The organism is Phenylobacterium sp., from assembly GCF_030697925.1.
Classification (GTDB): domain Bacteria; phylum Pseudomonadota; class Alphaproteobacteria; order Caulobacterales; family Caulobacteraceae; genus Phenylobacterium.
This window is the reverse complement of the sequence record NZ_JAUYOJ010000023.1, coordinates 1-25,564: the sequence shown is the minus strand read 5'-3', so window position 1 is coordinate 25,564 and position 25,564 is coordinate 1. Positions and strand designations below refer to the sequence as shown.

Here is a 25,564-nt window from a genome sequence, read left to right as displayed (position 1 = left end):
CCTGAATTCGGGGGAATGGGGCGATGCCCAGACCGCAGCAGGTCGGCGCGGCAAGCACGGGCGACATGGCTCAGTGGCTGTTCGACAACAGCCGCGAGGTGATGTTCGTCATCGGCCAGGATGGCGAGGTCGAGCAGGTCAACCCCGCCTTCGAGCGCGCCACCGGCTGGACACAGGCGGAGATCAGCGGGCGTGGCGTCCGCGACATCGTCCACCGTGACGACCTCGACGACTTCGATGCGCTTCTCGCGCGGCTGGCCGAGGGCGGGACCAGCGCGAGCCTGTTGCGGCTGCACACCAGGGACAGCGGATTCCGCTGGTTCGACGGCCGCGCGGAGCTGAGATCGGATGGCCGCGTCATCGGCGTGGCGCTGGACGTGACCGAGGCGCGACAGCGCGCCGATGAGCTGGCCATGGCCCACCGCACCCAGGTCCTGCTGTCGGTCACCGCCGGCATCGGCAGCTGGGTCTTCGAGCCCGAGAACGACACGATCACCTGGTCCGAGGACATCCTCTCGGTCACCGGCTATGCGCCGGAGGAGATCGCCGACAGCGGCCAGTTCGAAGCCCTGCTGCATCCCGACGAGGCCGAGCGCGTCAAGGCGATCTTCATCGCCGGCACGGTCAAGGGCCAGGGACGGACCTTCGAACACCGGCTGCGCGGCCGCAACAGCCGCTGGACCTCCTGGCGCGCCACCTTCCATACCGAGCCGCGGCCCGGCGGCGCCTTCGCCCTGGTCGGCGTCTCCCAGAACATCACCGAGCTGGCCAAGGCCCGCGATGGGGCCCTGCGCGGCCAGCAGCAGATCCACCAGCTGATCGAGAACGCCCCCTTCGCGGTGGCGATGTTCGACCGGCAGCTCCGTTACATGGTCATCTCCAACACCTGGCGGCAGGCCTTCAAGCTGGACCAGCGCGACCACATCGGCCGCACCCTGAAGGATGTCTTCCCCACCGCGCCGAAGCGTCTGCTGGACGCCCAGGTCCGCGCCCTGGCCGGAGAGGTGGTCCGGGCCAAGGAGGATCGCTTCACCGACAGCCAGGGGACCAAGCACTGGGTGCGCTGGGAGGCCCGGCCCTGGCGCGACGCCAAGGATGCGGTCCAGGGCATCGTCTGCTACGTGGATGACATCTCCGCCCTGGCCGAGGCTCGCACCGAGGCCCAGGAGAACGCCAACCGGCTCAAGCTGGCCCTCGAGGCGGCCGACGCCGGGGTCTATGAGATTGACCACCGCAACAAGACCGTCTGGGTCTCGCCCGAATACCGCCGGCTGCTGGGCGGCGACCCCGGCGACTACGAATCCGCCCAGCAGCTGAAATTCCCCCGCTTCCATCCGGACGACGTGGACCACGTGCGCCAGTCCTTCCAGAAGATCCGCAGGGAACCCCAGGTCGGCGGCAATATCATCGAGGCCCGCGTGATCGGCCGGGAAGGCGCCGTGCGCTGGACGCGGATCTTCCATCGACTGAAACACGACAGTAAGGGACGCGCGCTCAAGGGCGTCGGCATGATCCAGGACTTCGACGCCCGCAAGCGTCAGGAGCTGGCCCTGGTCGACGCCCAGTACGCCGCCCAGGCGGCCGGCGAGGCCAAGGCCGCGTTCCTGGCCAATATGAGCCACGAGATCCGCACGCCGATGAACGGCGTCATGGGCGTCTTGCACCTGCTGAAATCCGAAGGCCTGTCGCCGGACGGTCGCAAGATGCTGGAGGAGGCGCTGTCCTGCGGCCAGATGCTGGCCGAACTGCTCAACGACGTGATCGACTTCTCGAAGATCGAGGCCGGCCGGCTGGAGTTGGCCTGCGAACCGGCCGACCCGCGCGCCCTGATCGAGGGCGTCGCGCGCCTGCTGCGGCCGCAGGCGGAAGCCAAGGGCCTGACACTGAACGTGGATATCCCCGCCGACCTCGGCTGGGTGCGCACCGATCCGGTGCGCGTGCGCCAGACGCTGTTCAACCTGATCGGCAACGCGGTGAAGTTCACCCTCACGGGCCAGGTCACGATCCGCGCCTGGCTAAAGCCCGGCCCGGTCGAGCCGCTGCTGCGCCTGGAAGTGGCCGACACCGGGGTGGGCATCCCCGAAGCCGTGCAGCCGCGTATCTTCCAGCGCTTCGATCAAGGCGACGCCTCGACCACCCGCAAGTTCGGCGGCTCTGGACTGGGCCTCGCCATCACCCAGCGTCTGGCCGAGATGCTGGGCGGCGGGGTGGGCTTCGCCTCGACCGAGGGCGTCGGCTCGATCTTCTGGCTGGAGGTGGCCGCCCCGGCCGCCGATCCGGTCGCCGCGGCCATCGAAGCCAGTGAGCCCCATCTTGAGGGCCTGAAGGTTCTGGTGGTGGAGGACAACCCCACCAACCGGATGATCGTGACCAAGCTGCTGGAAAACCTGGGCGCGGTGGTCGAGACCGCCGCCGACGGCCTGTTGGGCGTCGAGGCCGCCGCCCGCGGCGGGTTCGACCTGATCCTGATGGACGTCCAGATGCCCGGCATCGACGGCCTGGAGGCCTGCCGCCGCATTCGCGCCCTGGGCGGCCCGACGGCGGCGACGCCGATCGTGGCGCTCACCGCCAACGTCCTCTCCCACCAGCGCCAGTCCTATCTGGAGGCCGGCATGGACGGAGTGGTCGGCAAGCCCATCTCCCCCGGAGCCCTGCTGGCCGAGATATCGCGGCTCGGCGGCGACCTCGCGGATGAGGCGGCGGCCTAGGCCTTTCCCGCGCCCGCTCGCCGCGTTAGAGGTTTCGCCCTGTGACGGGGGAGAGAAGCATGGCGGAAGTCGCCGCGGAGACGACGGACACGGCGGCAAAGAAGCCCGCCTCGCTGAAGACGGTGGTGGCCGCCTCGGCGGCGGGCACGGCCTTCGAATGGTACGACTTCTTCGTCTTCGGCAGTCTGATCCAGGTCATCTCCAAGACTTTCTTCTCCGGCCTCAGCGAAACCGCCGGCTATGTCGCAGCGCTCGCCCTGTTCGGCGCCGGCTTCCTGTTCCGGCCGTTGGGCGCCCTGGTGTTCGGCCGGGTCGGCGACCTGACTGGCCGCAAGGGCGCGTTCCTGGTCACGGTCGCCCTAATGGGCGGAGCGACCGTCGCCATCGGGCTCCTGCCGACCTATGCCCAGGTGGGCTTGCTTGCGCCGGGCCTGCTGGTGCTGATGCGCATCATCCAGGGCTTCGCGCTGGGCGGTGAGTACGGCGGGGCGGCGATCTATGTGGCCGAGCATGCGCCCCCGGGCGGCCGCGGCCGGGCCACGAGCTGGGTCCAGACCTCGGCGGCGTTCGGCCTGCTTGGCGCCCTGGTGGTGATCCTGGCGACGCGGCTGATCGTCGGCAAGGTGTTCGGGCCGGAAGCCTTCGACGCCTGGGGCTGGCGCGTGCCGTTCCTGTTCTCGGCGGGTCTGCTCGGCATCTCGATCTGGATGCGGCTGAAGCTGAGGGAGAGCCCGGCCTTCGCCAGGATGAAGGCTGAGGGGACCCAATCCAAGGCGCCCTTCTCCGAGGCGTTCGGACGCTGGTCCAACCTGAAGATCGTGCTGCTGGCGCTGGTGGCCATCATGTCGGCCCAGGGCGCGGTCTGGTACACCGCCTTCTTCTACACCCAGACCTTCATGGAGCGATTCCTGAAGGTCCCGCCCGAGACCATCAACCTGCTGATGCTCTCGGCGACCGCGGTCAGCGCTATCGGCTATGTGGCCTTCGGCTGGATGTCCGACAAGGTCGGGCGCAAGCCGGTGATGCTGTTCGGCATGACCTTGATGCTCGTGGCCTATTTCCCCGGCTTCCACCTGCTAGCCCAGACCCTCAATCCGGCGCTCGCCGAGGCCGAGGTGCGCAGGCCGGTGGTGGTGATCGCCGACCCGGCCGACTGTTCGCTGCAGTTCGACCCGGTGGGCAAGGCTGTCTTCGTCTCCTCGTGCGATATCGCCAAGAGCTCCCTGGCCAACGCCGGGGTTTCATATCGGACCGAGGCGGCCCCGGCCGGATCGCCCGCCGTGGTGCGGGTCGGCGAGATCACTGTTCCGTCCGCCTCGGCCGCCGGCCTGCCGGCCGCCGCCGTCAAGACGGCGAAGACCGAAGTAGAGACCCGGATCAAGGCCGCCCTCGTGCAGGCCGGCTACCCGCCCGAGGCCGATCCGGAACGGATGAACCTGGCGGGCGCCTTTGGCGTGCTGCTGGTCTTCGTGATCGCCGCCACCGCGCTCTACGGCCCGATCGCCGCCTGCCTTGTGGAGCTGTTCTCGACCCGCATCCGCTACACGGCCATGTCGCTGCCCTATCACATCGGCACGGGCTGGATCGGCGGCTTCGTGCCGTTCACCGCCTTCGCCATCGTGGCGGCGACGGGGAACATCTATTCGGGCCTCTGGTATCCCTTCGCCTTCACGGCGGTCTCGGTGCTGACCTGCTTCTTCCTGTTGCCGGAGACCAAGGGACGGTCGCTGGACGACTAGCCGGCCACCAAGGCCAAGGCTTCCGGGAACCGCGCCGAGCGCAGGCCGTCCAGGGCCGCATTCAGGCGCGCCTTGCCGTAGGCCAGGCGACCGCGCCAGGTTTCCAGCACGAAGTCGCCAGTCCCGAGCGCCTGGTGGATCTCGGCCAGGCTCGGCGCCTCGAGACTGGTCTCGCGCAGGTCGGGACATTCGGCGGCGACGCCGTTCAGCATGATCACCCCGTAGAAGACCTGGTTGATCTGCCTCATCAGATAGAGCCGCGCCTGACGCTGGGCGTCCGGCGACTCGCCGAAATAGGTTCGCGCCAGCAGGGCCTCCTCCTCCGGCGTGTGGGCGAACACATTGGCCAGGGTCGCCAGGTCCACATAGCGGTCGGCCAGGAACGACGATTCCCAGTCCACCAGCCAAAGCCGCGCGCCGTCATAGAGGATGTTGCGCGGGTTCAGGTCGTTGTGGCTTGAGACCCGGTCGCCCTCGGCCGTCCGGTAGCCGGCCCGTAGGACGGCGTAGCGGTCGAACAGCTCCCGAGTGGCGGCCGGCGCGATCAGGCCGCTCGCCTGGAATGCCCCGATCAGCCCATCCATGCCGTCCATGTAGTCGACCAGCGGCGGGAAGGCCGGCGTCTCGTGCAGGGCGCGGATGGTCTGGGCGGCCTCGACGATCAGGTCGGCGCGAGTCCCCCGATAGTCGAGGACCAGGGACTGCTCCTCGATGAAATCCATGATCGCCACACCGTCGGCGGCGTCGGCGTAGCGCACCCGCGGCGCCAGGAAGGCGGCGGCCGCCGCGCCCATGCAGACGTACCAGCGACCGGGATCGCGGAAGGCGTCGCGGGCGCCCTCGATCCGCAACAGATAGGCGATCCCGCCGACCCGGATCCTGTAGATCGACGCGCCGGACAGGCCGCCGGTCAGCGGCCTGACCGTGTCCAGCGTGGTCGTCCCGAAGGCGGCGCTCAGGGCGCGGTCAACAGCGGGGCGTTTGGCTTCGGGAATGGGCATGGACGGCTCCAGATGAGCCGCCGTTTTACCCGGATATAATTACGAGTCAATAATACCCGGATAATATTATCTCGAGCCCCGCGAGGTGCGGCCCGCCCAACGGCCCACGGCGTCGGCGACCAGGACGGCGGCCACGGCGATGGCGGCGGCGACCAGGCACAGGGCCACGGCGCGGGCCTCGCCGCCCGGCGACTGGGTGGCGCCATAGATCGCCGACGGCAGGGTCAAGGTCTCGCCCGGGATGGCGGCCACGAAGGTGATGGTGGCGCCGAACTCGCCCAGCGCCTTGGCGAAGCCGAGGATGGCGCCGGCCGCCACGCCGGGGGCGGCCAGCGGCAGGGTCACCCGGAAGAAGCGGGTGAAGGCGCCTGCCCCCAGGGTCAGGGCCACCTCGTCGACCTCGCGGTCGATGGCCTCGATGGCCAGGCGCATGGGCCGCACCATCAGCGGGAAGGCCATGATCCCCGCGGCCAGCGCCGCCCCAGTCCAATCGAAGGCGAAGACGATCCCGATCTTCTCCAACAGCGCCCCGACGGCGCCGCGGCGGCCGAACAGCAGCAACAGCACATAACCGGTGGCCACCGGCGGCAGGACCAGGGGCAGGGTGACGGCGGCGTCCAGCACAACCCGGGCGGCGAACCGGCCTCGCGCCTGGGCGAAGGCGGCGGCCAGGGCCAGGGGCAGGCCGAACAGGGTGGCGGCCAGGGCCACCTTCAGCGACAGGGCGACGGCGGCGAAGTCCTCCGGCGTCAGGGCGCTCACCGGTCGGGCGCCGCCGACAGGACCTCGATGGCCGTGCCCGCCGCCGCCAGGGCTTGCAGGTCGACCGGCGACGGAGCCCCGCAGATCACCCGCACGACCCGCAGGCCGGAGCCGGCCAGGGCGACGAGCCTGGCGGCGGTGACGGCCTCGGGCGCCATCCGCTCGGCGTCGCGGCGGGCCAGGGTCAGGATGTCGGGGTCGGCCTCGCGATCGGCGATCAGCACGTCGGCGGCGGCGAGCGCGCGGCTGGCGCGCAGGGTCAACAGGTCGGCGGGGCCGCGCCCGGCCACGAACTGCACCGTGCCCTGGGCCGAGGGCCCCTTGGCCAGGGCTTCGCGCAACAGCCGCGTGGCGGCCTCCATGTCGCCGGCCTGTGCGGCCTGGGCGGCGGGCCCCGACAGGGCCTCGCGCAGGAAGGCGCGGCGTGCCGGCAGCTCGGGCAGGGCCTGGCGCACCTCGTCCTGCAGCTTGCGGAACAGGGCCGCCACACGGCCCGCGCCCTCCGGCACCCGCTGCTCGATGTCGTTGCGCAGCATGGTGGCCAGCATGGGCGAGGCGCCGCCGGTGCCGATCGCGGCCACCACCTCGCCGCGGTCGATCACCGACGGGGTGGTGAAGTCGCAGAGCGCCGGGCGGTCCACCACATTGACCAGCACCCCGGCGGCGCGGGCCGCCCGGGCGGCGGCCTGGGCGAAGAGGTCGTCGTCCGTGGCGATGAAGGCCAGGACCGCCCCCGCATAGGTTCCGGCGATGAAGGCGGCCGGGCCCTCGACGCGCACCACGGTCGCCGGGGAGCCTGCAAACAGCCGGGCCTTGGCCTCGGCGGCCTCGCCGGAGCCGGCGATCACCACCTTGGCCCCGTGCAGGGGAATGAAGGCTGGGAAGACGTCCACAGCGCTCAGCCGGTCCGGCAGTCGCGATAGGGGCCGCCGGCTGCGCCGTCCAGCAAGGCCTCGTCGCCCTTGGTGGAGAGCTCGACCCCGGCCTTGGCGTAGCGCGCGCCGGAGCCCGAGCGCACGTGGGGCAGACTGTAGGCCACGCCGCCGGCGGTCACCCGCGCCTTGTCGCCCTTCAGGGCATAGGCCGCCGTGAACCGCTTGCCGCCCGCGCAGGCATAGGTCATCGGCGCGTCGGTGGCGTCCTCCGGCATGACGCTGGCGCAGCCGCCAAGCGCCAGCAGTCCGACCAGGGTGAGGGCTGGCCTCACTTGAGGGTCTTCAGATAGGACACGACGGCGGCGCGGTCGGCGGGGTTGGCCACCCCGACCATCATCTTGGTCCCGGGAGCGAACTTGGACGGAGCGGCGACGTAGGCGTCCAGGGCGGCGTCGGTCCAGGTCCCGCCCTTGGCGGTCAGGGCCGCCGAATATTTGAAATCGGAGAGGCCGGCGACCTTGCGGCCCGCCACGCCCGCCAGGCTGGGGCCCATGAGCGTGGACTTGGCGCCGTGGCAGGTCTTGCACTGCAGCTGGAAGACCTTGGCGCCGTCGGCGGCCAGGGCCGGGCCGGCGACGAACAGGCTCGCCAGGGCCGCCGCGAACATCCTTGCAGACCGAGTCATTTGCATCTCCCGCGAACCTCCCCAGATACCTAACCCGTCGGCGGGCGAACCGCCACTTGGACCCACTTTACCGCGCCAGCTAAACACTGTTAAGATTGCGGCGTAATCCGACATTCGGGAGGAACTCTCCATGGCCATGACGCTTGACGTAAACGGCAAACCCTTGGCCGTGAAGGCCGCGGCGGACACGCCCCTGTTGTGGGTGCTGCGCGATGAACTGGGCCTGACCGGCACGAAGTACGGCTGCGGAATCGCCCAGTGCGGCGCCTGCACGGTGCTCGCCGACGGCCAGCCGATCCGGTCCTGCGCCATGCCCATCGAAGGCCTGGCCGGAGTCAAGATCACCACCATCGAAAGCCTGGGCGGCGCCCATCCGGTCCAGGCCGCCTGGGTCAAGCACGACGTGCCGCAGTGCGGCTACTGCCAGTCGGGCCAGATCATGTCGGCCGTAGCCCTGCTCAATTCCACGCCCAAGCCGACCGACGCCGACATCGACGGCGCCATGGACGGCAACATCTGCCGCTGCGGGACCTATCAGCGGATCCGCGCGGCCATCAAGGACGCCGCGGGCCTCGCCCCGGCCGCTCCGGTCGCGGCCGTCGCCGCGCCGGCCGCCAAGCTCTGATCGGGACCCACGCCATGAACGCACACGTGAAATCCCCCCTGAAAGCCACCCGCCGCGACGTGGTCATCGGCGCGACCCTGGTCGGCGGCTCGCTGCTGGTCGGCGGCTGCTCCATGGGCGACATCCTTTCCATCGGCGCCAAGACCGACTTCGGCGCCTTCGGGCCCTTCGTGAAGATCGACCCGACCGGCGTCGTCACCGTGGTCTGCAAGCACATCGAATTCGGCCAGGGCAACCATGCCGGCCTAGCCGCCATCGTCGCCGAGGAGCTCGAGGCCGACTGGACCAAGGTCAAGGTCGAGCACGCCCCGGCCATCGCCAAGGTCTACGCCAACACCGGCATGGGGGTGCAGGGCACCGGCGGCTCCTCGGCCATCGCCAACTCCTGGGACCAGCTGCGCAAGGCCGGCGCCTCGGCCAAGGCCATGTTCGTCGAGGCCGCGGCCAACAGGTGGAACGCCCCGGCCGGCGAGATCGTGGTCAAGGACAGCGTGGTCAGCCACCCTGCCTCGTCCAAGTCGGCCACCTTCGCCGAGCTGCTGGCGGACGCGGCCAAGGTGACCCCGCCCCAGTCGCCGACCCTCAAGGACCCCAAGACCTTCACCCTGATCGGCACCGACCGGGTGCGCCGCAAGGACGCCCAGGCCAAGTCGGACGGCACGGCGAAGTTCACCCAGGACGTCCAGATGCCGGACATGCTGGTCGCCATGGTGGCCCACGCCCCGCGCTACGGCGCCAAGGTCGCCGCCTTCGACGCCGCCGAGGCCAAGAAGGTTCCTGGCGTCGTGGAGGTCTACGAGATCCCCACCGGCGTCGCCGTGGTGGCGGAGGACACCTGGGCCGCCCGCAAGGGCCGCGACGCCCTGAAGGTCACCTGGAACGAGGACAAGGCCGAGAAGCGCTCCTCCGACGCGATCCTGGCCAGCTACAAGGACCTGGCCTCGGGCAAGACCGCAGCTGACGACAAGATGAAATGGAAGCCCTTCGAGTCCAAGGGCGACATCGCCACGGTCAAGGGCGAGGCCTTCGAGGCGGCGTACGACTTCCCCTATCTCTCCCACGCCTGCATGGAGCCGATGAACTGCGTGGCCCAGGTCGGCGGCGGCAAGGCCAAGCTGACCTTCGGGTCACAGATCCCCACCGTCGACCAGCTCAACACCGCCAAGATCGTCGGCATGCTGCCGGGCGCGGTGGAGATCGAGACCCTGTTCGCCGGCGGCTCCTTCGGCCGCCGCGCCAACTTCCAGTCCGACTACGCCGCCGAGTGCGTCCACATCGCCAAGAAGGTCGGCAAGATGCGGCCGGTGAAGCTGGTCTGGACCCGCGAGGACGACATGGCGGCGGGCTATTTCCGCCCGATCGTCCACCACACCGTCCGGGTCACCGTCGACAAGGACGGCTATCCGGCGTCGTGGCGCCAGCGGGTGGTCACCCAGTCGATCATGAAGGGCTCGCCCACCGGTGAGCCGAAGCTGGACGAGACCGCCGTCGAGGGCGTGCTGGGTTCGCCCTATCTGAAGGCCACGCCGATCGTCGACGCCCAGCTGATCCAGCCGGACATCGGCGTGCCGGTCCTCTGGTGGCGCTCGGTGGGGGCGACCCACACCGCCTTCGTGATGGAGCACACCATCGACCAGTTGGCCAAGCGGGCGGGCAAGGACCCGGTGGACTACCGCCGCGCGCTTTACACCAAGGCCGACGCCAAGCGGCACCTGGCGGTGCTGAACCTCGCCGCCGAGAAGGCCGGATGGGGCGCCCCGGCCCCAGCCGGCTGGACCCGCGGCGTGGCGGTCCACGAGAGCTTCGGCTCGGTGGTCGCCCAGGTGGCCGAGGTCAAGCTGGTGGACGGGGTTCCGAAGGTGGGCCGCGTGGTCACCGCCATCGACTGCGGCACGGCCATCGCGCCGGACCAGATCGCCGCCCAGATCGAGGGCGGCACCTGCTACGGCCTGTCGGCGGCGCTCTATGGCAATGTGAGCGTCAAGGACGGGGTGGTCGAGCAGACCAATTTCGACACCTACCGGGTGCTGCGCAACACCGAGGCCCCGACCGTCGAGACCCACATCGTGCCGTCCGGCGCGGTCCCCAGCGGAGTCGGCGAACCCGGCACCCCGGTGATCGGCCCGGCGGTGGCCAACGCCCTGTTCGCGATCAACGGCCAGGCGACGAGCAGCCAGCCGTTCGTAAAGGCCTAACTCGCCTTTACTCCGCCTTACGGCGCAGCTAGGTCGCTCCCTCGGATTTTCAAGGGGCGACCTAGTGAGTTCATCAGCCGCGCGTGCGTTTCTGGCCCTTGGGCTGTTTGGCCTCGCCGCCTGCGGCCCGGCCGAGCCGGTTCGGGAAGCCCAGCCCTCGACCGCCCAGGCCACGTCCGCCGCCTTCCAGGTGGAGAACAGCGCGGTCCTGCCGCTGAACTCGGCGGTGCTGAACCGCGGCTACGAGATCTATGTGAAGACCCCGCCCGGCTACGGGAAGCCGGAGAACGCCGGCAAGCGCTATCCCGCGATCTATCTCACCGACGGCCCCTACACCTTCCAGGTGGCCTCGGGCGTCTCGCGCCTGACCTTCAGCCAGGGCCTGCTGAACGAGTTCGTCATCGTCGGCGTCTCGTGGGGCTCGCGCGAACCGCCCGCCGACAGCCGCCGCCGCGACCTCACCCCCTGGCCCGACGCAGCCATCGAGGGCGCCACCGGAGGCGGGCCGGCCTACCTGAAATTCCTGAAGACCGAGGTCATGCCCCTGGTGGAGGGCCGCTACCGGATCGACCCCGCCCAGCGCACCCTGTCGGGCCAGTCCTACGGCGGGCTGTTCGGCCTCTGGATCGTCTTGACCGAGCCGGCCCTGTTCGCCAACTACATCCTCACCAGCCCGTCGATCTGGTTCGCCGAGCAGGAGATCCTGAACACCGAGGCGGCCTACGCCGCGTCCCACAAGGACCTGAAGGCGCGGATCTACCTGGCCAGCGGCGACCGCGAACATCCCGGCCCCGGCGGCTGCCCCGGCTGCGATCACGACATGAACGCCGACCAGCAGACGATGGCCGACCGGCTCCGCGCGCGGAACTATCCCGGCCTCGAGATCCGCAGCGAGACCATCCCGGGCACCTTCCACGAGACCACCTTCCCGGTGGGCCTGATCAACGGGATGCAGTGGCTGTATCTGAAGCCCTGAGGGGCTCAGCCGTCGGGGATCAGGTCGCCAAGGTCTCGGGCGCCGTGGAGGATGCGAAGGATCACTACCGCGTCGAGCTCGACGGAATAGAAAATAAGATAAGGCTCGACGGTCCAGCTTCGGATCGTCGAGCCGAAATCTGCGCGCGGCCGTCCAAGCTGTGGAAATTCGGCCAGCCGGTCTTCGGCGTCATAGATCGCGATCAGAAATCGCTCGGCGGCTGACGGATTGTCCGCCGCTATGGTCAGGAAGATTTCGCGCTCGTCTAGGGTGGCCTGGGGCGCGCGATCGACCTTAAGCGCCACGCCGTACCTGCATCTGACTGCGATAGTCCGCTAGGGCCTCCTCCAGCGGGCGGCGAGGCTGAGGCGATCCGCTGTCGATACCGGCCTGGACCGCCGCACGTAGGTCCGCCAGCTTGGCGGCCCGGAGTTCGCGGCGCTCGGTCCATTCCCGGATCGCCTCGCGGATCGCCTCGCTGCTGGAGGCGTAGTCGCCAGCTTCGACCGCCGCTCGAACCGTGGCGGCGAGCTGGGGCGTCAGGGCGACGGAATGCTTCTCGACCTTGGACATGGCGGGCTCCTCTGGTGGGAAATATTACTACCGACCTTGGATTCGGTCCAGATCGCCGGGCTCGTCCACGTCGAAGAGGACGCCGTCGTCGGGGGCTTCGACGAGGGCCAGGCGGTCGCCGAGATCCTTTAGCACCGCCCGCGCGCCGGCGTCGCCCGTGAGCGTGGCGAGGCCGGGTAGCAAGGCCGCGCCGATCAGAGCCGGATGGCCCCGCTGGCCTCGGAAGACCGGGGCGGCGGCCGGCGCTCCGGCGCGCACGGCCTCAGCGAGCGGCGCGAACACCGCGTGCGGAATTCGCGGCATGTCGCCCAGGAACACGAACAGCCCCGCGCAGCCCGGGCCGAGTTCGGCGGCGGCGCGGCGCAGGGAAGCGCCCATGCCTTCGGCGTGGTCTGCCGCGTGGACGAGCTGTAGGCGGTCGTCCACGGCGGGGCTGGCGCGGACAGCGGCGGCCACCGCCTCGCCGTCCGCCCCGGTCACCACGATCACCTTGCCCACCGGCGCGGCGAAGGCGGCGGCGAGGGCGGCGTCCAGCAGCACGCCCCCGGCGTGGGGCGCCAGCAGCTTGCCGCCGCCGAACCGCGAGCCGGTCCCGGCGGCCAAAACCACCGCCTCGAATGCGCCCGCCCCTGTCACCGCCACGTCTTCCCCTCTATGTTAGGGCCAGCATGACGCCCTATGACGCCACATCGCCGCAAGAGCCCGCGCGCTCGACCCCGGTCCTGATCGACGGTTTCGGCCGCGCCGTGACCTATCTGCGGGTCTCGGTCACCGACCGCTGCGACCTGCGCTGCGTCTACTGCATGGCCGAGCATATGACCTTCCTGCCGAAGGCCGAGGTGCTGAGCCTGGAGGAGCTGGATCGCATCGCCTCGGCCTTCATCGGCCAGGGGGTGCGAAAGCTGCGTCTGACCGGCGGCGAGCCCCTGGTCCGCAAAGGTTTCATGGGCCTGGTCGAGAGCCTGTCGCGGCACCTGCGATCCGGCGCCTTGGACGAGCTGACCCTGACCACCAACGGCACGCGGCTGAGCGAGTTCGCCAGCGACCTCGCCCGGTTCGGCGTGCGGCGGATCAATGTGTCCATGGACACCCTGAAGCCCGACCTGTTCCGGAAGCTGACCCGCGGCGGCGATCTTTCCAAGGTGATCGCCGGGATCGACGCGGCCCTGGCCGCGGGCATCGCGGTCAAGCTCAACGCCGTGGCGCTGAAGGACGACAACGCCGCCGAACTTCCCGACCTGATCGCCTGGGCCCACGCCCGGGGCTGCGACGCCACCCTGATCGAGGCCATGCCGCTGGGCGAGATCGAGGTCGACCGCACCGACCAGTTCCTGTCGCTGAAGGACGTCCGCCGCGACCTCGAGAGCTTCTGGACACTCACCGACATCGACCACCAGACGGGCGGGCCGGCCCGCTATGTCCGCATCGCCGAGACCGGCGGCCGGCTGGGGCTCATCACCCCGCTCAGCCACAATTTCTGCGAGGCCTGCAACCGCGTGCGGCTGACCTGCACCGGCACCCTGCACACCTGCCTGGGCCGCGAGGACGCCAGCGACCTGCGCGCGGTGATCCGCGCCGGCGCCGACGACGAGGCCCTGATCGACGCGGTCCGCTTGGCGGTGGACGCCAAACCCAAGGGCCACGACTTCCAGATCTCGCGCGCCTCGGCCCCGGCCGTGGCCCGCCACATGTCGACCACGGGAGGCTAGAGCCATGGCCCGGGTCCTGCTGTTCGGCCGCCTGAGCGATGTCGCCGGCTGGCGCTCGCGGGAGGTCGAGAGCCCCAGCGTCCACGCCCTGCGCGACCTGCTGAGCGCCGAGGACGCCCGGCTGGGCGAGGCGCTCGCCGCCCCCGGCGTCCAGATCGCCCTGGACCAGGCCATCGTCCGCGGCGACGCGGCGCTCTCCCTCCGCTCGGAGGTGGCCTTCCTGCCCCCCATGAGCGGCGGATGATCCGGCTCACCGACCAGGCCTTCGATCCCGGCGTCCTGCTTTCGGACTTCTGCCGGGACCGGACCGAGACCGGGGCGGTCGCCAGCTTCGTGGGCCTGGCCCGCGCCGAGCTCGGGACGGCCGCCATCCTGGAACTGGAAGCCTATCCCGGCTTCACCGAGGGCGAGATCAACCGCATCGCCCAAGAGGCGGTCGACCGCTTCAGCCTCGACGACTTCGCCGTCGTCCACCGGGTCGGCAAGATCGCGCCCGGCGAATCGATCGTCTTCGTGGCCACCGCCGCCACCCATCGCCGCGCGGCCTTCGAGGCTTGCGATTTCCTCATGGACTACTTGAAGAGCCGCGCCCCCTTCTGGAAGAAGGAGACCGGCCCGGCCGGCGCGCGCTGGATCGAGCCGAAACCCCAGGACCACGCCGACATCGCCCGTTGGGAGACATGACCATGAACGCCCCTGCCTTCGCCCCCGGCGGCCACATCAACGAGAACCTGGCCATCAAGCCGGTGCGGATCGCGGTCCTGACCGTCTCCGACACCCGCGACGAGGAGAGCGACACCTCCGGGCACGTCCTGGCCGAGCGGATCACCGGCGCCGGCCACGAGCTGGTGGCCAAGGGCATCGTCAAGGACGACGTCGCCCAGATCCGCGAGCAGATCAAAGCCTGGGTGGCCTCAGGGACCGTCGACGCCATCATCACCACCGGCGGCACCGGCATCACCGGCCGCGACGTGACGCCCGAGGCCGTCGAGCCGCTGTTCGACAAGAAGCTCGACGGCTTCTCGGTGGTCTTCCACCTGGTCTCCTACCAGTCGGTGGGACTCTCCACCCTGCAGTCGCGCGCCACCGCCGGCCTGGTCGGCGGGGTGTTCGTCTTCTGCCTGCCGGGCTCCAACGGGGCGGTGAAGGACGGTTGGGACAAGGTGATCTCCGCCCAGCTCGACAGCCGCCACGGCCCCTGCAACATGGTCGAGCTCATGCCGCGTCTGATGGAGCAGTGAGCAGGCTCACCCACATCGACGAGACCGGCCGCGCCAACATGGTCGACGTCTCGGCCAAGGCGGTCACGACCCGCGAGGCGGTCGCCGAGGGCTTCGTGCGCATGTCCGCCGAGACCCTGGCGCTCGCCCTTTCCGGCGACGCCAAGAAGGGCGATGTCCGCGCCACCGCCGAGATCGCCGGCATCATGGCGGCCAAGAAGACCTCCGACCTGATCCCGCTCTGCCATCCCCTGGCTCTGTCCAAGGTCGAGGTGCGGGTCGAGCCGGGCGACGGCGGGCTTTCCGTCATGGCCCGGGTGCGCACCGCGGGCCAGACGGGCGTGGAGATGGAGGCCCTGACCGCCGTCTCGGTGGCCTGCCTCACCGTCTACGACATGCTGAAGGCCGCCGATAAGGCCATGACCATCGAGGCCGTGCGGCTGATCAAGAAGTCCGGTGGAAAGTCCGGCGACTGGGTCCGGTCATGAAGCTGATGAGTGTGGAGGCCGCCCGCGCCGCCATGCTGGCGGAGGCCTTGCCCCTGCCCGCCGAGACCGTCCCGCTGGACCAGGCCGTGGGGCGCGTCCTGGCCGAAGACGTCGCCGCCGTCCGCGACCAGCCGCCCTTCACCAACTCCGCCATGGACGGCTGGGCCGTGCGCGCCGCCGACGCCCCGGGCAGTCTGAAGACCGTCGGCGAGAGCGCCGCGGGCCACGGCTACGAGGGCCGGCTCCAACCGGGCGAGGCGGTGCGGATCTTCACCGGCGCGGCCCTGCCGGGCGGCGCCGACAGCGTGGTGATCCAGGAGAACGCCACGCGCGAGGGCGACCTGGTCGCCGTCCCCGCCTGCAAGCCTGGCGACAATATCCGCGACGCCGGCAAGGACTTCCGGATCGGCGACGTGCTGCTGCGAAGGGGAACCCGCATCGATCCCTGGCGGCTATCGCTGGCCGCCTCGGCGGGCCGCGCCGAGGTCGCCGTCCATCGCCGTCCCCGCGTGGCCATCCTTTCCACCGGCGAGGAGATCGTCGAGGCGCCGGCCGCGCCCGGCCCATTCCAGATCTACGATTCCGGCTCACCGGCGCTGAAGGTCATGGTCGAGGCCTGGGGCGGCCAGGCCACCAAGCTGTCCGGTGTCCGCGATCAGCTCGAGGCGGTGATCGAGGCCATGCGCGGCGCCGAGGCCGACCTGGTCGTCACGGTCGGCGGCGCCTCGGTGGGCGATCATGACCTGGTGCGCGCCGCGGCCCAGGCGCTCGGCCTGTCGCTACGGGTCGAGAGCGTGGCGGTCCGTCCCGGCAAGCCGACCTTCTTCGGGGTGCTGGGCGACGGCCGCCGGCTGCTGGGCCTGCCCGGCAATCCGGCCTCGGCCTTCGTCTGCGCCGAGCTTTTTCTGAAACCCCTGATCGCCGCCTATTGCGGAACCACCGCCGAGCCGGCCCTGGCCACCGCCCGCCTGACCGGGCCGCTGGCCGCCAACGGCCCCCGCGAGCATTGGATGCGCGCCAAGCTCACCCACGGCGAGGGATCGATCCAAGCCGAGCCCTACCTCGACCAGGATAGCTCCTTGGTCGGTGTCTTCGCCGCCGCCGACGCCCTGCTGCGCCGTCAGGCCGGCGCCGCGGCCCTCGCCGCGGGCGACCTGGTCGACATCCTGCCGCTGGCCCGGGGCTGACTGGACAAGGCGCCGGACGGGTCGCAGATTGGCTCATGGGCCCGCGCGCGATCCTCGTCCTCCTCGGCCTCGTGGGTCTGATCGCGACGCCCCGGGCTGTCGCCGCGCCCTTCTCGCCGCGGTTCGAGGAGGCCGTCTGCGCCGCCCCTGAACTGGTCGGCGTCGCGCGATGCGGGACCGTTGCGGTTCCCGAACGATGGGACACCGGCGCCGGACGGGTCGCGCTGAAGGTGGTGATCCTGCCTGCCCGCAAGCCGCGCCCCGGCGCCCCGGCCCTGTTCGATCTCGAGGGCGGGCCAGGACTCCCGTCGACCAAGAACGCCGGCTTCTACCTGACCGAGGGCGCGCGCTATTGGGAGAGTCGCGACGTGATCCTGTTCGACCAGCGGGGCACGGGTGGGTCGGGCGGCCTGCAATGCCCGGCGCTCCAGGCGGCGGAGGCGGCCCTGCGGCCGATGTATCCATCCAAGGAGGTCGAGGCCTGCCGCGAGGCGTTGTCGGCACGCGCCGACCTCACCCGCTATACAACCGACGCCGCCGCGCGCGATATCGAGGCCGTCCGCGCCGCCCTGGGCCATGAGACGATCGACATCAACGCCCTGTCGTACGGGACGACCCTGGCCTTGCGCTACATGGCTCGCGAGCCGTCCCGCGTCCACGCCGCGGTGCTCACGGGACCGGCGCCGCCCCAGGCCATGCCGCCGCGCCATCACGCGACGGCAGCGGCAACGGCGTTGAAGCTGTTGATCGGCGACTGCCGGGCCGACAGGGCCTGCGCCGCCGCCTTTCCAGACATCGCCGGCGACCTACGACGGGGCCGCGCCCGCCTCGCCCAGGCCGGCGGCGACCCGACGCCCGAGGTCTTCATGGAGAAGGTCCGCAGCCTGATGTACGCGCCGAGTTCCGCGCGCCAGCTGCCCGACCTGGTCCACCGCGCGGCGGGGGGCGACTTCTCGTGGATGCGCCATAGCGCAGCTGCGGCGGGCGCGCCGGGTTTCGCAGAAGGCCTCTATCTTTCCGTCACCTGCGCGGAGAGCCTGGCGCTCATGCCCTACGAGGCCGCGGCGGCCGCGGCGCGGGCGACGCCCTTTGGCGACTATCGCCTCCGCCGCCAGCGCGAGGCCTGCCGCGCCTGGCCGACGGCCCGCGTCCGCCTCGGTGGCCTTGGCCCGAGCCGCGCGCCAGTGCTGCTGATCTCAGGACGCCTCGATCCGGTCACGCCGGCCGACTGGGCCGCGGACCTGGCGCGCTCACGCCCCAACACCCGCCAGCTGACGATCCATGAGGGCGGTCACGTGGTCGACGGCCTGTCGGCCCTCGACACCTGCTTCGACCCGCTGGTGGTGAAGTTCCTCGAGACCGGCGACCTCGAGGCGATCGATGCGCGCTGCATCGCCGACATGCGCGCGCCAGCCTTCCAGCTCGTCGCCCCGGCCAAGGGCGGCTGAGCCTTCGACCTCAGCGGGCGCTCGTCAGGCCGGGGCGGCAGCCCTGTCGGCCAGCGAGATGGTGGAGGTCTCGCCGCTGGCCCGCGCCGGGGCGCCTTCATAGACAAAGGCCGGATCGTCGAGGTCGATGGCCGGGATCTCGTCCTTCTCGGCCCAGTAGTCCTGGGTGTGGCGCCACTCGTCCTTGTCGCCGCTCTTGGGCAGCAGGTGCATGCCGCGCATCAGATAGCCCGGATTGAAGTTCTCCGGATCGATCCAGGGCTGCAACGCCATGTCCTGGTCCTGCGGTCTCAAGGCCACCGTCACCTTCTTGACGCCCTTCTTCTCCATGTGCCCCAGCAGCCGGGCCACGAAGTCGCCGATCAGGTCAGCCCGCAGGGTCCAGCTGGCGCGGAAGTAGCCGAACACCCAGATCAGGTTTGGCACCCCCGTGAACATCATGCCGCGATAGGTGACGGTCTTGGAGAAATCCAGCGGCTGGCCGTCGATGGCGAAGGCGATGTCGCCCAGGACATTGAGATCGAAGCCGGTGGCGGTGACCACGATGTCGGCCTCCAGCGTCTCGCCGGATTTCAGCAGGATGCCCGTCTCGGTGAAGCGCTCGATCTCGTCGGTGACCACCGAGGCCTTGCCGGCCTGGATGCCCTGGAACAGGTCGCCATCCGGGATGAAGGCGATGCGCTGGCGCCAGGGCCGGTAGGTGGGGGTGAAGTGCTTCACCACCTGGTCCTCGGGCAGGAAGGCCCGCACCCCGGCCAGCAGCTCGGCCTTGACCGTCTCAGGCTCCTCCAGCGACCGCCGGGTGAAGGCGTCCTGGTCGAACAGGATCTTGCGGCGGACGATCTCGTGGATCCAGGTCTCGTCGATCTCGAGCTGGCGCAGGGTGTCGGCCAGCTCGTTGGCGTTGCGGCCAGGAATGAAATAGGTCGGCGAGCGCTGCAGGACCGTGACGTGCGCGCAGTCGCCGGCGATAGCCGGAGCCAAGGTGGCGGCGGTCGCGCCCGAGCCGATGATGACAACCTTCTTGCCCCTGTAGTCGAGGTCCTCGGGCCAGGTCTGCGGATGGACAATCCGGCCCGTATAGTCGGCCATGCCGTCCCATTCGGGCGTGTAGCCCTGACCGTGCCGATAATAGCCCTGGCACATCCACAGGAAGCCGGTTGTGAACCGCACCGTCTCGCCGGTGTCTGACCGCACGGCCTCCAGGGTCCACAGGTTCTCGCGGCTGGACCAACTCGCCGAGGTGATCCTGTGCCCGTAGCGGATGTGGGAGCCGAGGTCGTTCTCCTCGATCACCTCGTTCATATAGGTGAGGATCTCGGCGGCCGTGGCGATCGGGGTTCCGGTCCAGGGCTTGAAGCGGTAGCCGAAGGTGTAGAGGTCGCTGTCGGAGCGGATGCCCGGATACTTGTGGGTCAGCCAGGTGCCGCCGAAGTTCTCCTGGGCCTCCAGCACCACATAGCTGTCATCGGGACGCTGCTTGCTGAGATGGTAGGCGCCGCCGACCCCGGATATCCCGGCTCCCACGATGATGACGTCGAAATGCTCGACGGCCTTGGTGGTCGGCCGGGTGAGGGTCGCGCTGCTGCTCATGGTGTCTTCCTGCCCTGTCTGTCGGCGGCGACCTGCCAAGAGGAGGCGCCGCTCGGAAGTTCGAGTCCGCCCGATCGTGAGTTATCAATGATAAGTTTGCAAGAGGCCGGCGGCGCTTTCGACTGTGGCGCCTCGCCTCAAGGAGTCCTTGATCAAGGTCAAGGCGCGCCGCGCCTTGACCCGGAACGCGCGGACTAGCGCGTGCTGCGGCGGTCGTTGAGCAGGGGCTTGCGCGATTGCGGGGCCGAGGAGCCGGCCGACGAACGCGAGTCGATGAGGTCGCGCCGGACGGGCGTCGGGGGGGTCGTAGCGTAGGTTTTCATGGAACTGAGGCCTTTCGGGCCGCGCCGCGTGGAGGTTCCACGGAGGGCGAGGACGCAGGATAGCACGTCCGTCCGCTCCGTGCGGCGAATCGGGTTGGTCTCTAGGAGACTGTCGCCCTGTCACGCTTGGAGGGCGCCTCGCGCGCCGGCTCGGGGGTGCGGGGATGGCGCAGGCTGACGATCTCGCCGATCACCGAGACGGCCACCTCCCAGGGGGCCTTGCCGCCGATGTCGAGGCCGATGGGCGCATGGACCCGCGCCAGCACCTGTTCCGGCACGCCGGCGGCGCGCAAGGGCGCCAGGCGTTCGGCCAGCCGCTTGCGCGCGCCTAGCAGGCCCACATAACCGGCGGCCGACGGCAGGGCGGCGGCCAGGGCCTCGCGGTCGGTGTCGATATTGTGGGTGGCCACGGCGATGGAGGTCCAGGCGTCGCAACCGATGGCGTCCAGCGCGGCCTGCGGATCATCGCGGCGGTAGCCCAGGCCGGGAATGGGCGGCGGCGCCTCGGGTCCCTTTGAGCGGACGAAGGTGGTCTCCAGTCCGCTCAGCACACCCAGCTGGGCGATGGCGAGCGCCGTCGGGTCGGAGCCGAACACCACCAGGCGCGGGACCGGATCGTGGAGACGGCTCACCGCCCCCTCCCAGGCCTGGGCGTCCAGTGCGCAGACCCGCCGGCGGCCGTCGCTCACCCAGGTCGTGGGACGGCGTTCCACCATGGCGGCCAGCAGTTCGGCGAGCGCCGGGTCGCCGGCCTCGACCCTTTCCACGAAGATCTCGATGCGCGCGCCGCACAGCAGGGTGATGTCCGGCCAGGGGCTGCCCTCGCCATAGACCAGCCGCCGCGGCTCGCCGTCTTCCAGGCAGGCGAAGGCATGGTCGGCGACGTCACTTTCCACGCATCCGCCGGAAAAATAACCGGCGACGATCCCGTCGGCGAAGACCATCTGGGTCCCGACCGGACGCGGTCCGCCGCCCTCGACGGCGACCAGGGTGGCCAGGGCGACGGGGATTTTCCGTTGCCGGGCTTGGGCTAGGGCGGGCCGCACATCGTCGGCCAGGCCGAACAGGGGCCACTCGGGCAGGGAGTCACGCATGGCTTGAGCTTAACCCCCCATAAACGTCCTAGACACGGGTTCTTTAGGCCTTTCGACCTAGATGGGGGCTCCTCGAGTTCGTATCCAGCACACCGGCTTCATGACCTCACCTCTATCCAAGCTCGGCCTCGGCTCCGCCCAGTTCGGCCTCGACCAGTCCGTCGGCGTCCGTGGCCGCTCGCCGCAGGCCGACGCCCGCGACATCCTGGATATCGCCGCGCGTTCGCAGCTGGCCGTGTTCGACGTGGCCGGCCATTCGGCCATGGCCGAGACCGCGCTCGGCGAGGTCATGCCCCGGCCCAACCCATTCCGCGTCTCCATCTCCACCGTCCGCGCCGACCGCGGCCCCGACTTCGTCGAGCAGGAGGCGCGCGCCGCCCTGCGCCGCATGGGCGTGGAACAGGCCGACGCCATACTGGTGCCCGCCGCCTCCGAGCTGTTCGGCCCGCACGGCGCGGCCCTGTGGGACCGCCTGAAGGCGCTGAAGGACCAGGGCCTGACCCGCAAGATCGGCGTCTCGGTGTTCGCCTCCGACGACCCGTTGGGCGTGGCCCGCCGGTTCCGCCCCGACATCGTCCAGGCCCCGGCCTCCCTGCTCGACCAGCGCCTGCTGATCGACGGCACCCTGGCGGCGCTCACCGGCTACGGGATCGAGGTGCACCTGCGCTCGATCTTCCTGAACGGCCTGTTGTTCCTGCCGCCCGACCGCGCGCCCAACCATCTGAAGGCCGCCGCCAGCCGCATCAGCCGCGCCCGGCGCCTGATCGCCGAGGGCAAGTCCGATCCCCTGCAGGCCGCGCTCGGCTTCGCCCTGTCGCGGCCCGAGGCCGCCACCGTCCTGGTGGGCGTCTCCTCGCCCGCCGAACTTTCGGCCGTCATCGCCGCGGCCTCCAGCCCGCCCCCCGACCTCGATTGGGACGAGATGGCGCTGGACGATCCCATCGCGCTCGATCCCCGCGCCTGGGCGGCCGCCTAGAGGCTAAGAATGTCATGATCCTCGCCATCCTGCAGGTCCGGATGACCTCCCTTCGCCTTCCGGGCAAGGCGATGGCGCCGCTGCGGGGCGAGCCGATGATCTGGCGGCAGGTGGAGCGCATCCGCCTGGCCCGCTGCATCTCCAAGCTGGTGGTCGCCACCAGCGCCGAGCCCTCCGACGATCCCCTGGCGAGTTTCCTGGTCTCCCGCGGCCAGACCGTGTTCCGCGGCGCCTCGGACAACCTCTCCGAACGCTTCATGCGCTGCGTGGAGGCCGCCGGTCCGGTGACCCACGTGGTGCGGATCAAGGGCGACTCGCCCTTCGTTGACCCCGCCGTGATCGACGAGACGGTGCGCCTGGCCCTAACCACCCGCGCCGCCTACGCCTCCAACCGCGTCGAACGATCTTTCCCCAAGGGGCTGGAGGTCGAGGTGGTGACCGCCCAGGCCCTGGCCAGCGCCGCGGCCGAGACCGACCCGCGCGTGGCAGCCGTCACGTCGCCCCTAGCCCAGATTCGCGAACGCGCCGACCGCTATCCCCAGGCCCATTGCCTGGCCCCGCGCGACTTCTCGAAGCTGGATTGGCGGGTGAAGACCCCGGCCGATTTCGCCTTCGCCCGCGCCGTCTACGACGCGCTGCATTCGGCCGATCCTGGCTTCTCCATGGAAGACGTCCTGGACATCACCCAGGGCCGCCAGGACCTCGCCCGCTGGGCCGCCTGAGCCGGCGCTTCAGCCCAGGACGCAGGCCGCCATGCCGTCGCGATTGACCGTGCCCGCGGCCCTGCCGATCCGGCCCGAGCGGCGCTTCACATAGGGGCCGGGCTTAGCCGCGCGCCACTTGAGCGGGCTGGGCAGGATGGCGGCCAGCCGCGCGGCCTGGGCGGGGGTGAGCTTGTCGGCCCCGACCCCGAAGTTCTTCCGCGCGGCGGCCTCCGCCCCATAGACGCCGGGCCCCCATTCGATGGAGTTCAGATAGACCTCCATGATCCGGCGCTTGCCCCACATGGTCTCGATCAGGACCGTGAAATAGGCTTCCAGCCCCTTGCGGACATAGGAACGGCCCGGCCAGAGGTAGACGTTCTTGGCGGTCTGCTGGCTGATGGTGGAGCCGCCGCGCAGCTTGCGGCCCTTGGCGTTGTTGGCCATGGCCTTTTCCAGGGCGTTGAAGTCGAAGCCGTGGTGCTCGCAGAACTTGGCGTCCTCGGCGGCGATCACCGCGCGCACCAGCCGGGGCGAGATGTGGTCCAGGGACCGCCAGCGCCGGTCGAAGCCCTTACCCTCGAACACCCGCTGGATCATCAGCCAGGTGACCGGCGGCGGCACGAACCGGTACATGGCCGTGGTCAGGATCGGGCCGATCAGGCCGAACACCACGACCAGGACGAAGACGCCCCGGGCCAGCCGGCCGAAGAATCCCTTTGATGGCTTGGCCAAGCTTGCTTGCCCTTACGTGGCGGCGAGATGCTAGCGATGCTGTGAGCCGCCGACATGGTCAAGCCACCCGAAGGACGCACCATCGTGAACGTTTCCGACGCCGTCGAACGGCGCGTCTCCATCCGGGCCTTCACGGCCGAGACCCCGCCGGAACAGACCGTCCGCGAGATCCTGCAGGCCGCGGCCCGCGCGCCGTCCGGCGGCAATCTGCAGCCCTGGCGGGTCTATGGCCTGGCCGGCGCGCCGCTGGGGGAGCTGAAGCGCGAGGTGGCCGCCAATCCGTTCGGCGAGACGCCCGAATACGACGTCTATCCGCCCAATCTCTGGGACCCGTTCCGCACCCGGCGATTCCAGAACGGCGAGGATCTCTACGCCACCATCGGCATCCCCCGCGAGGACAAGCCCGCCCGCCTGCGGCAGCTGGCCAAGAACGGCGAGCTGTTCGGGGCGCCCGTCGGCCTGTTCTTCTGCCTGGACCGCAAGCTCGGCCCGCCCCAGTGGTCGGACGTGGGCATGTACATGCAGACGGTCATGCTGCTGGCGGTCGAGCGGGGGCTGGACACCTGCCCGCAGGAATACTGGGCGCGCTATCCCCAGACCCTGGCGCGACTGCTGAACCTGCCCGAGGACCACATGGTGTTTTCCGGCATGGCGTTGGGCTGGCGCGACGAGAGCGCGCCCATCAACAGCCTGCGCTCGGCCCGCGACCCCTTCGAGACCTGGGCCGAGCTGCGCGGCTTCGACTAGCCGATATCCGCGACGCCGGCGCCGCCGTCCTCGTCGCCCCAGGCCAGGCGCTTGCCGTCGGGGGTGACGGCGAGGGCGGTGATCGGCGGGCCCTTGTCGGCCTTCACCGTATTGATCCTCTGGCCAGCCAGGTCGCACCACCAGACCCGCCCGTCGTCCAGGCCCGCGGCCACGATCTGGCCGTTCGGGGTCCCGGCGACGCGGGCCACCATGGCGCTCTCGTCGAAACCGATCTCGGCGGCCTGCTTGCCCATGGGCCCGGTTGAGCCGGCGAAGGGCCAGATCACCGCGCCAGGGGCCCCCGAGGTCGCCAGCAGCGCGCCCTTGGCCAGGAAGGCGAGACTCTTCACCTTGCCGGGATAGCCGCCCATCTTGAGATTCTTCTCGTCGGCCACCCGCCAGCCGTGGAGCTGGTTCTCCTGCATGGCCGACATCAGGAACTTGCCGTCGGGGCTCCAGGCCAGGCCCACATGGCTGCCGGCCCACTTCAGCACATACGGCTTCTGCTCGGCGATGCGCCCGTACCAGAGCCAGGCGCCGTTGTAGGTGGCCGTGGCGATCCGCCGCCCCTTGGGATCGAAGGCCACGTCGGCCACCGACTTCCCATGGGCGAAGACGCGGGAAAAGGCCGGATCGGCGGCGTCGCGGACGTGCAGCTCCTTGCCCGCCGCGAAGGCGATCAGCTTGGACTCGGCGCTGGCCGCCACCGCCTCGATCCAGCGGCCCTGGACCTTGGCGATCTCCTCGGACCCGGTTGTACGGGTCCAGGCCAGCCGGCCATCGTCGCCGCCGCTCAGCACGCCCTCGCCGGACGGGTGCAGGCAGGCGGCCAGGATCGCCCCGTCATGGGCCTCGACCTGCTCGCCGGTCTCGAATCGGATGCTGCCGTCCCCGAGCGCGAAGGCGGCCTTGCCGGCCTTTCCGAACAGGGCGGTGGTGACATAGGCGTCGAAATCGAAAGTCATGGCGCCTCTTAGCCGCCTAACGCCGGTCTTGGCGAGGGCCGGAAATCCAGGCCGCGCCGCCGTCGAAACATTCAAGCGGTGAACTTGGCGACCAAGTCGGGGCGGTTGGCTCTTTACAATCGGCTTTTGTTTGGCGAAGGGTTTCCGCGACCACGTGGCGGCCCCGGTTCCAGGGGCCCTAGGGAAGGAAATTCATATGGGTGCGAAGCTGGGCGGCGGGGGCGGCGGCGGTAAGTTCG

The 25,564-nt window shown here is 70.2% G+C and carries 27 protein-coding genes; 15 read left to right on the top strand and 12 right to left on the bottom strand.

Translation table 11 applies throughout. The annotated features are described in order from the left end of the window. Positions 1-23: 23 nt before the first annotated feature. Both Q8Q88_RS02575 and Q8Q88_RS02570 read left to right on the top strand, forming a co-directional pair. Positions 24-2,708, top strand: a complete 2,685-nt coding sequence (locus Q8Q88_RS02575) for a PAS domain S-box protein (RefSeq protein ID WP_305673636.1) — start codon at positions 24-26, stop codon at positions 2,706-2,708. 59 nt (positions 2,709-2,767) lie between these two features. Further along, the gene (locus Q8Q88_RS02570; RefSeq protein ID WP_305673635.1) at positions 2,768-4,447 is read left to right on the top strand and encodes an MFS transporter; all 1,680 of its coding nucleotides are present in this window, start codon (positions 2,768-2,770) and stop codon (positions 4,445-4,447) included. Here Q8Q88_RS02570 and Q8Q88_RS02565 read toward each other — a convergent pair. The 5 genes from Q8Q88_RS02565 to Q8Q88_RS02545 all read right to left on the bottom strand — a co-directional run bounded on the left by Q8Q88_RS02565 (position 4,444) and on the right by Q8Q88_RS02545 (position 7,770). Beyond that, positions 4,444-5,448: a phosphotransferase gene (locus Q8Q88_RS02565; protein ID WP_305673634.1), complete on the bottom strand. Its 1,005-nt coding sequence runs from the start codon at positions 5,446-5,448 to the stop codon at positions 4,444-4,446. The two genes, Q8Q88_RS02570 and Q8Q88_RS02565, sit on opposite strands and share 4 nt — an antisense overlap. A 66-nt stretch (positions 5,449-5,514) precedes the next feature. Further along, positions 5,515-6,210: a molybdate ABC transporter permease subunit gene (modB, locus tag Q8Q88_RS02560; protein ID WP_305673633.1), complete on the bottom strand. Its 696-nt coding sequence runs from the start codon at positions 6,208-6,210 to the stop codon at positions 5,515-5,517. Beyond that, positions 6,207-7,103 (bottom strand): NAD(P)-dependent oxidoreductase, encoded by an 897-nt coding sequence (locus Q8Q88_RS02555; RefSeq protein WP_305673632.1) that lies wholly within the window; start codon positions 7,101-7,103, stop codon positions 6,207-6,209. The genes modB and Q8Q88_RS02555 overlap by 4 nt, the downstream gene beginning before the upstream one ends. 5 nt (positions 7,104-7,108) lie before the next feature. Beyond that, entirely contained in the window at positions 7,109-7,417 is a 309-nt protein-coding gene (locus tag Q8Q88_RS02550) for an MliC family protein (RefSeq protein WP_305673631.1), read from the bottom strand. Then, complete coding sequence (locus tag Q8Q88_RS02545) at positions 7,414-7,770, bottom strand: cytochrome c family protein (RefSeq protein ID WP_305673630.1); 357 nt, start codon at positions 7,768-7,770, stop codon at positions 7,414-7,416. The genes Q8Q88_RS02550 and Q8Q88_RS02545 overlap by 4 nt, the downstream gene beginning before the upstream one ends. A 130-nt stretch (positions 7,771-7,900) precedes the next feature. Between Q8Q88_RS02545 and Q8Q88_RS02540 the strand changes: the two genes are divergently transcribed. From Q8Q88_RS02540 to Q8Q88_RS02530, 3 genes are all read left to right on the top strand, one after another. Next, entirely contained in the window at positions 7,901-8,395 is a 495-nt protein-coding gene (locus Q8Q88_RS02540; RefSeq protein WP_305673629.1) for a (2Fe-2S)-binding protein, read from the top strand. Positions 8,396-8,409: 14 nt separating this feature from the next. Beyond that, entirely contained in the window at positions 8,410-10,590 is a 2,181-nt protein-coding gene (locus tag Q8Q88_RS02535; RefSeq protein WP_305673628.1) for a xanthine dehydrogenase family protein molybdopterin-binding subunit, read from the top strand. 64 nt (positions 10,591-10,654) lie between these two features. Next, positions 10,655-11,566, top strand: a complete 912-nt coding sequence (locus tag Q8Q88_RS02530) for an alpha/beta hydrolase (protein ID WP_305673627.1) — start codon at positions 10,655-10,657, stop codon at positions 11,564-11,566. A gap of 5 nt (positions 11,567-11,571) precedes the next feature. Here the strand turns inward: Q8Q88_RS02530 and Q8Q88_RS02525 are convergent, their stop codons facing one another. Genes Q8Q88_RS02525 through Q8Q88_RS02515 form a run of 3 tightly spaced genes read right to left on the bottom strand, consistent with a single transcriptional unit; the run spans position 11,572 to position 12,781 of the window. Next, on the bottom strand, positions 11,572-11,871 hold the full coding sequence (locus tag Q8Q88_RS02525) for a type II toxin-antitoxin system RelE/ParE family toxin (RefSeq protein ID WP_305673626.1): 300 nt from the start codon (positions 11,869-11,871) through the stop codon (positions 11,572-11,574). Then, positions 11,861-12,139 (bottom strand): type II toxin-antitoxin system ParD family antitoxin, encoded by a 279-nt coding sequence (locus Q8Q88_RS02520; protein ID WP_305673625.1) that lies wholly within the window; start codon positions 12,137-12,139, stop codon positions 11,861-11,863. Before Q8Q88_RS02520 ends, Q8Q88_RS02525 begins: the two co-directional genes overlap by 11 nt. A gap of 27 nt (positions 12,140-12,166) precedes the next feature. After that, positions 12,167-12,781, bottom strand: a complete 615-nt coding sequence (locus tag Q8Q88_RS02515) for a nucleotidyltransferase family protein (protein WP_305673624.1) — start codon at positions 12,779-12,781, stop codon at positions 12,167-12,169. Positions 12,782-12,807: 26 nt separating this feature from the next. Between Q8Q88_RS02515 and moaA the strand changes: the two genes are divergently transcribed. Genes moaA through Q8Q88_RS02480 form a run of 7 tightly spaced genes read left to right on the top strand, consistent with a single transcriptional unit; the run spans position 12,808 to position 18,191 of the window. After that, on the top strand, positions 12,808-13,848 hold the full coding sequence (gene moaA / locus Q8Q88_RS02510) for a GTP 3',8-cyclase MoaA (protein ID WP_305673623.1): 1,041 nt from the start codon (positions 12,808-12,810) through the stop codon (positions 13,846-13,848). Between the two features lie 4 nt (positions 13,849-13,852). Continuing rightward, complete coding sequence (locus Q8Q88_RS02505) at positions 13,853-14,092, top strand: MoaD/ThiS family protein (protein WP_305673622.1); 240 nt, start codon at positions 13,853-13,855, stop codon at positions 14,090-14,092. Continuing rightward, positions 14,089-14,532: a molybdenum cofactor biosynthesis protein MoaE gene (locus tag Q8Q88_RS02500; RefSeq protein WP_305673621.1), complete on the top strand. Its 444-nt coding sequence runs from the start codon at positions 14,089-14,091 to the stop codon at positions 14,530-14,532. The genes Q8Q88_RS02505 and Q8Q88_RS02500 overlap by 4 nt, the downstream gene beginning before the upstream one ends. Before the next feature lie 2 nt (positions 14,533-14,534). Then, positions 14,535-15,089 carry a molybdenum cofactor biosynthesis protein B gene (moaB, locus tag Q8Q88_RS02495; RefSeq protein ID WP_305673620.1) on the top strand — a complete coding sequence of 185 codons (555 nt, stop codon included), beginning with the start codon at positions 14,535-14,537 and terminating at the stop codon, positions 15,087-15,089. Beyond that, positions 15,086-15,556 (top strand): cyclic pyranopterin monophosphate synthase MoaC, encoded by a 471-nt coding sequence (moaC, locus tag Q8Q88_RS02490; protein WP_305673619.1) that lies wholly within the window; start codon positions 15,086-15,088, stop codon positions 15,554-15,556. The genes moaB and moaC overlap by 4 nt, the downstream gene beginning before the upstream one ends. Further along, positions 15,553-16,743: a gephyrin-like molybdotransferase Glp gene (gene glp, locus Q8Q88_RS02485; RefSeq protein WP_305673618.1), complete on the top strand. Its 1,191-nt coding sequence runs from the start codon at positions 15,553-15,555 to the stop codon at positions 16,741-16,743. Before moaC ends, glp begins: the two co-directional genes overlap by 4 nt. A gap of 35 nt (positions 16,744-16,778) precedes the next feature. Continuing rightward, a complete protein-coding gene (locus Q8Q88_RS02480; RefSeq protein WP_305673617.1) occupies positions 16,779-18,191 on the top strand; it encodes an alpha/beta fold hydrolase in 1,413 nt (470 codons plus the stop codon). A gap of 24 nt (positions 18,192-18,215) precedes the next feature. Here Q8Q88_RS02480 and Q8Q88_RS02475 read toward each other — a convergent pair whose 3' ends face one another. Both Q8Q88_RS02475 and Q8Q88_RS02470 read right to left on the bottom strand, forming a co-directional pair. Further along, positions 18,216-19,784 (bottom strand): NAD(P)/FAD-dependent oxidoreductase, encoded by a 1,569-nt coding sequence (locus Q8Q88_RS02475; protein WP_305673616.1) that lies wholly within the window; start codon positions 19,782-19,784, stop codon positions 18,216-18,218. 424 nt (positions 19,785-20,208) lie between these two features. After that, entirely contained in the window at positions 20,209-21,201 is a 993-nt protein-coding gene (locus Q8Q88_RS02470) for an XdhC family protein (protein ID WP_305673615.1), read from the bottom strand. 100 nt (positions 21,202-21,301) lie between these two features. Between Q8Q88_RS02470 and Q8Q88_RS02465 the strand changes: the two genes are divergently transcribed. Further along, a complete protein-coding gene (locus Q8Q88_RS02465) occupies positions 21,302-22,177 on the top strand; it encodes a bifunctional regulator KidO (RefSeq protein ID WP_305673614.1) in 876 nt (291 codons plus the stop codon). A gap of 14 nt (positions 22,178-22,191) precedes the next feature. After that, complete coding sequence (locus tag Q8Q88_RS02460) at positions 22,192-22,899, top strand: cytidylyltransferase domain-containing protein (protein WP_305673613.1); 708 nt, start codon at positions 22,192-22,194, stop codon at positions 22,897-22,899. Between the two features lie 9 nt (positions 22,900-22,908). On the opposite strand, the gene mtgA is transcribed toward Q8Q88_RS02460, so the two are convergent. Continuing rightward, positions 22,909-23,613 (bottom strand): monofunctional biosynthetic peptidoglycan transglycosylase, encoded by a 705-nt coding sequence (gene mtgA, locus Q8Q88_RS02455; protein ID WP_305673612.1) that lies wholly within the window; start codon positions 23,611-23,613, stop codon positions 22,909-22,911. 54 nt (positions 23,614-23,667) lie between these two features. Here mtgA and Q8Q88_RS02450 point away from each other — a divergent pair, with 54 nt between their 5' ends. Further along, positions 23,668-24,360: a nitroreductase gene (locus Q8Q88_RS02450; RefSeq protein ID WP_305673611.1), complete on the top strand. Its 693-nt coding sequence runs from the start codon at positions 23,668-23,670 to the stop codon at positions 24,358-24,360. On the opposite strand, the gene Q8Q88_RS02445 is transcribed toward Q8Q88_RS02450, so the two are convergent. Continuing rightward, positions 24,357-25,325, bottom strand: a complete 969-nt coding sequence (locus Q8Q88_RS02445; protein WP_305673610.1) for a WD40 repeat domain-containing protein — start codon at positions 25,323-25,325, stop codon at positions 24,357-24,359. The two genes, Q8Q88_RS02450 and Q8Q88_RS02445, sit on opposite strands and share 4 nt — an antisense overlap. Between the last annotated feature and the right edge of the window lie 239 nt (positions 25,326-25,564).

What these genes read in the sequence shown, in the direction of transcription:
- Q8Q88_RS02450 (WP_305673611.1), top strand. Translation starts at nt 23,668, where the DNA reads ATGGTCAAGCCACCCGAAGGACGCACCATCGTGAACGTTTCCGACGCC.
- moaB (WP_305673620.1), top strand. Translation starts at nt 14,535, where the DNA reads ATGAACGCCCCTGCCTTCGCCCCCGGCGGCCACATCAACGAGAACCTG.
- Q8Q88_RS02565 (WP_305673634.1), bottom strand. Translation starts at nt 5,448, where the DNA reads ATGCCCATTCCCGAAGCCAAACGCCCCGCTGTTGACCGCGCCCTGAGC.
- Q8Q88_RS02540 (WP_305673629.1), top strand. Translation starts at nt 7,901, where the DNA reads ATGGCCATGACGCTTGACGTAAACGGCAAACCCTTGGCCGTGAAGGCC.
- Q8Q88_RS02465 (WP_305673614.1), top strand. Translation starts at nt 21,302, where the DNA reads ATGACCTCACCTCTATCCAAGCTCGGCCTCGGCTCCGCCCAGTTCGGC.
- Q8Q88_RS02460 (WP_305673613.1), top strand. Translation starts at nt 22,192, where the DNA reads ATGATCCTCGCCATCCTGCAGGTCCGGATGACCTCCCTTCGCCTTCCG.
- Q8Q88_RS02445 (WP_305673610.1), bottom strand. Translation starts at nt 25,325, where the DNA reads ATGACTTTCGATTTCGACGCCTATGTCACCACCGCCCTGTTCGGAAAG.
- Q8Q88_RS02505 (WP_305673622.1), top strand. Translation starts at nt 13,853, where the DNA reads ATGGCCCGGGTCCTGCTGTTCGGCCGCCTGAGCGATGTCGCCGGCTGG.
- Q8Q88_RS02500 (WP_305673621.1), top strand. Translation starts at nt 14,089, where the DNA reads ATGATCCGGCTCACCGACCAGGCCTTCGATCCCGGCGTCCTGCTTTCG.
- glp (WP_305673618.1), top strand. Translation starts at nt 15,553, where the DNA reads ATGAAGCTGATGAGTGTGGAGGCCGCCCGCGCCGCCATGCTGGCGGAG.
- Q8Q88_RS02535 (WP_305673628.1), top strand. Translation starts at nt 8,410, where the DNA reads ATGAACGCACACGTGAAATCCCCCCTGAAAGCCACCCGCCGCGACGTG.
- moaA (WP_305673623.1), top strand. Translation starts at nt 12,808, where the DNA reads ATGACGCCCTATGACGCCACATCGCCGCAAGAGCCCGCGCGCTCGACC.
- Q8Q88_RS02575 (WP_305673636.1), top strand. Translation starts at nt 24, where the DNA reads ATGCCCAGACCGCAGCAGGTCGGCGCGGCAAGCACGGGCGACATGGCT.
- Q8Q88_RS02545 (WP_305673630.1), bottom strand. Translation starts at nt 7,770, where the DNA reads ATGACTCGGTCTGCAAGGATGTTCGCGGCGGCCCTGGCGAGCCTGTTC.
- Q8Q88_RS02480 (WP_305673617.1), top strand. Translation starts at nt 16,779, where the DNA reads ATGGGCCCGCGCGCGATCCTCGTCCTCCTCGGCCTCGTGGGTCTGATC.
- Q8Q88_RS02470 (WP_305673615.1), bottom strand. Translation starts at nt 21,201, where the DNA reads ATGCGTGACTCCCTGCCCGAGTGGCCCCTGTTCGGCCTGGCCGACGAT.
- Q8Q88_RS02475 (WP_305673616.1), bottom strand. Translation starts at nt 19,784, where the DNA reads ATGAGCAGCAGCGCGACCCTCACCCGGCCGACCACCAAGGCCGTCGAG.
- Q8Q88_RS02520 (WP_305673625.1), bottom strand. Translation starts at nt 12,139, where the DNA reads ATGTCCAAGGTCGAGAAGCATTCCGTCGCCCTGACGCCCCAGCTCGCC.
- Q8Q88_RS02570 (WP_305673635.1), top strand. Translation starts at nt 2,768, where the DNA reads ATGGCGGAAGTCGCCGCGGAGACGACGGACACGGCGGCAAAGAAGCCC.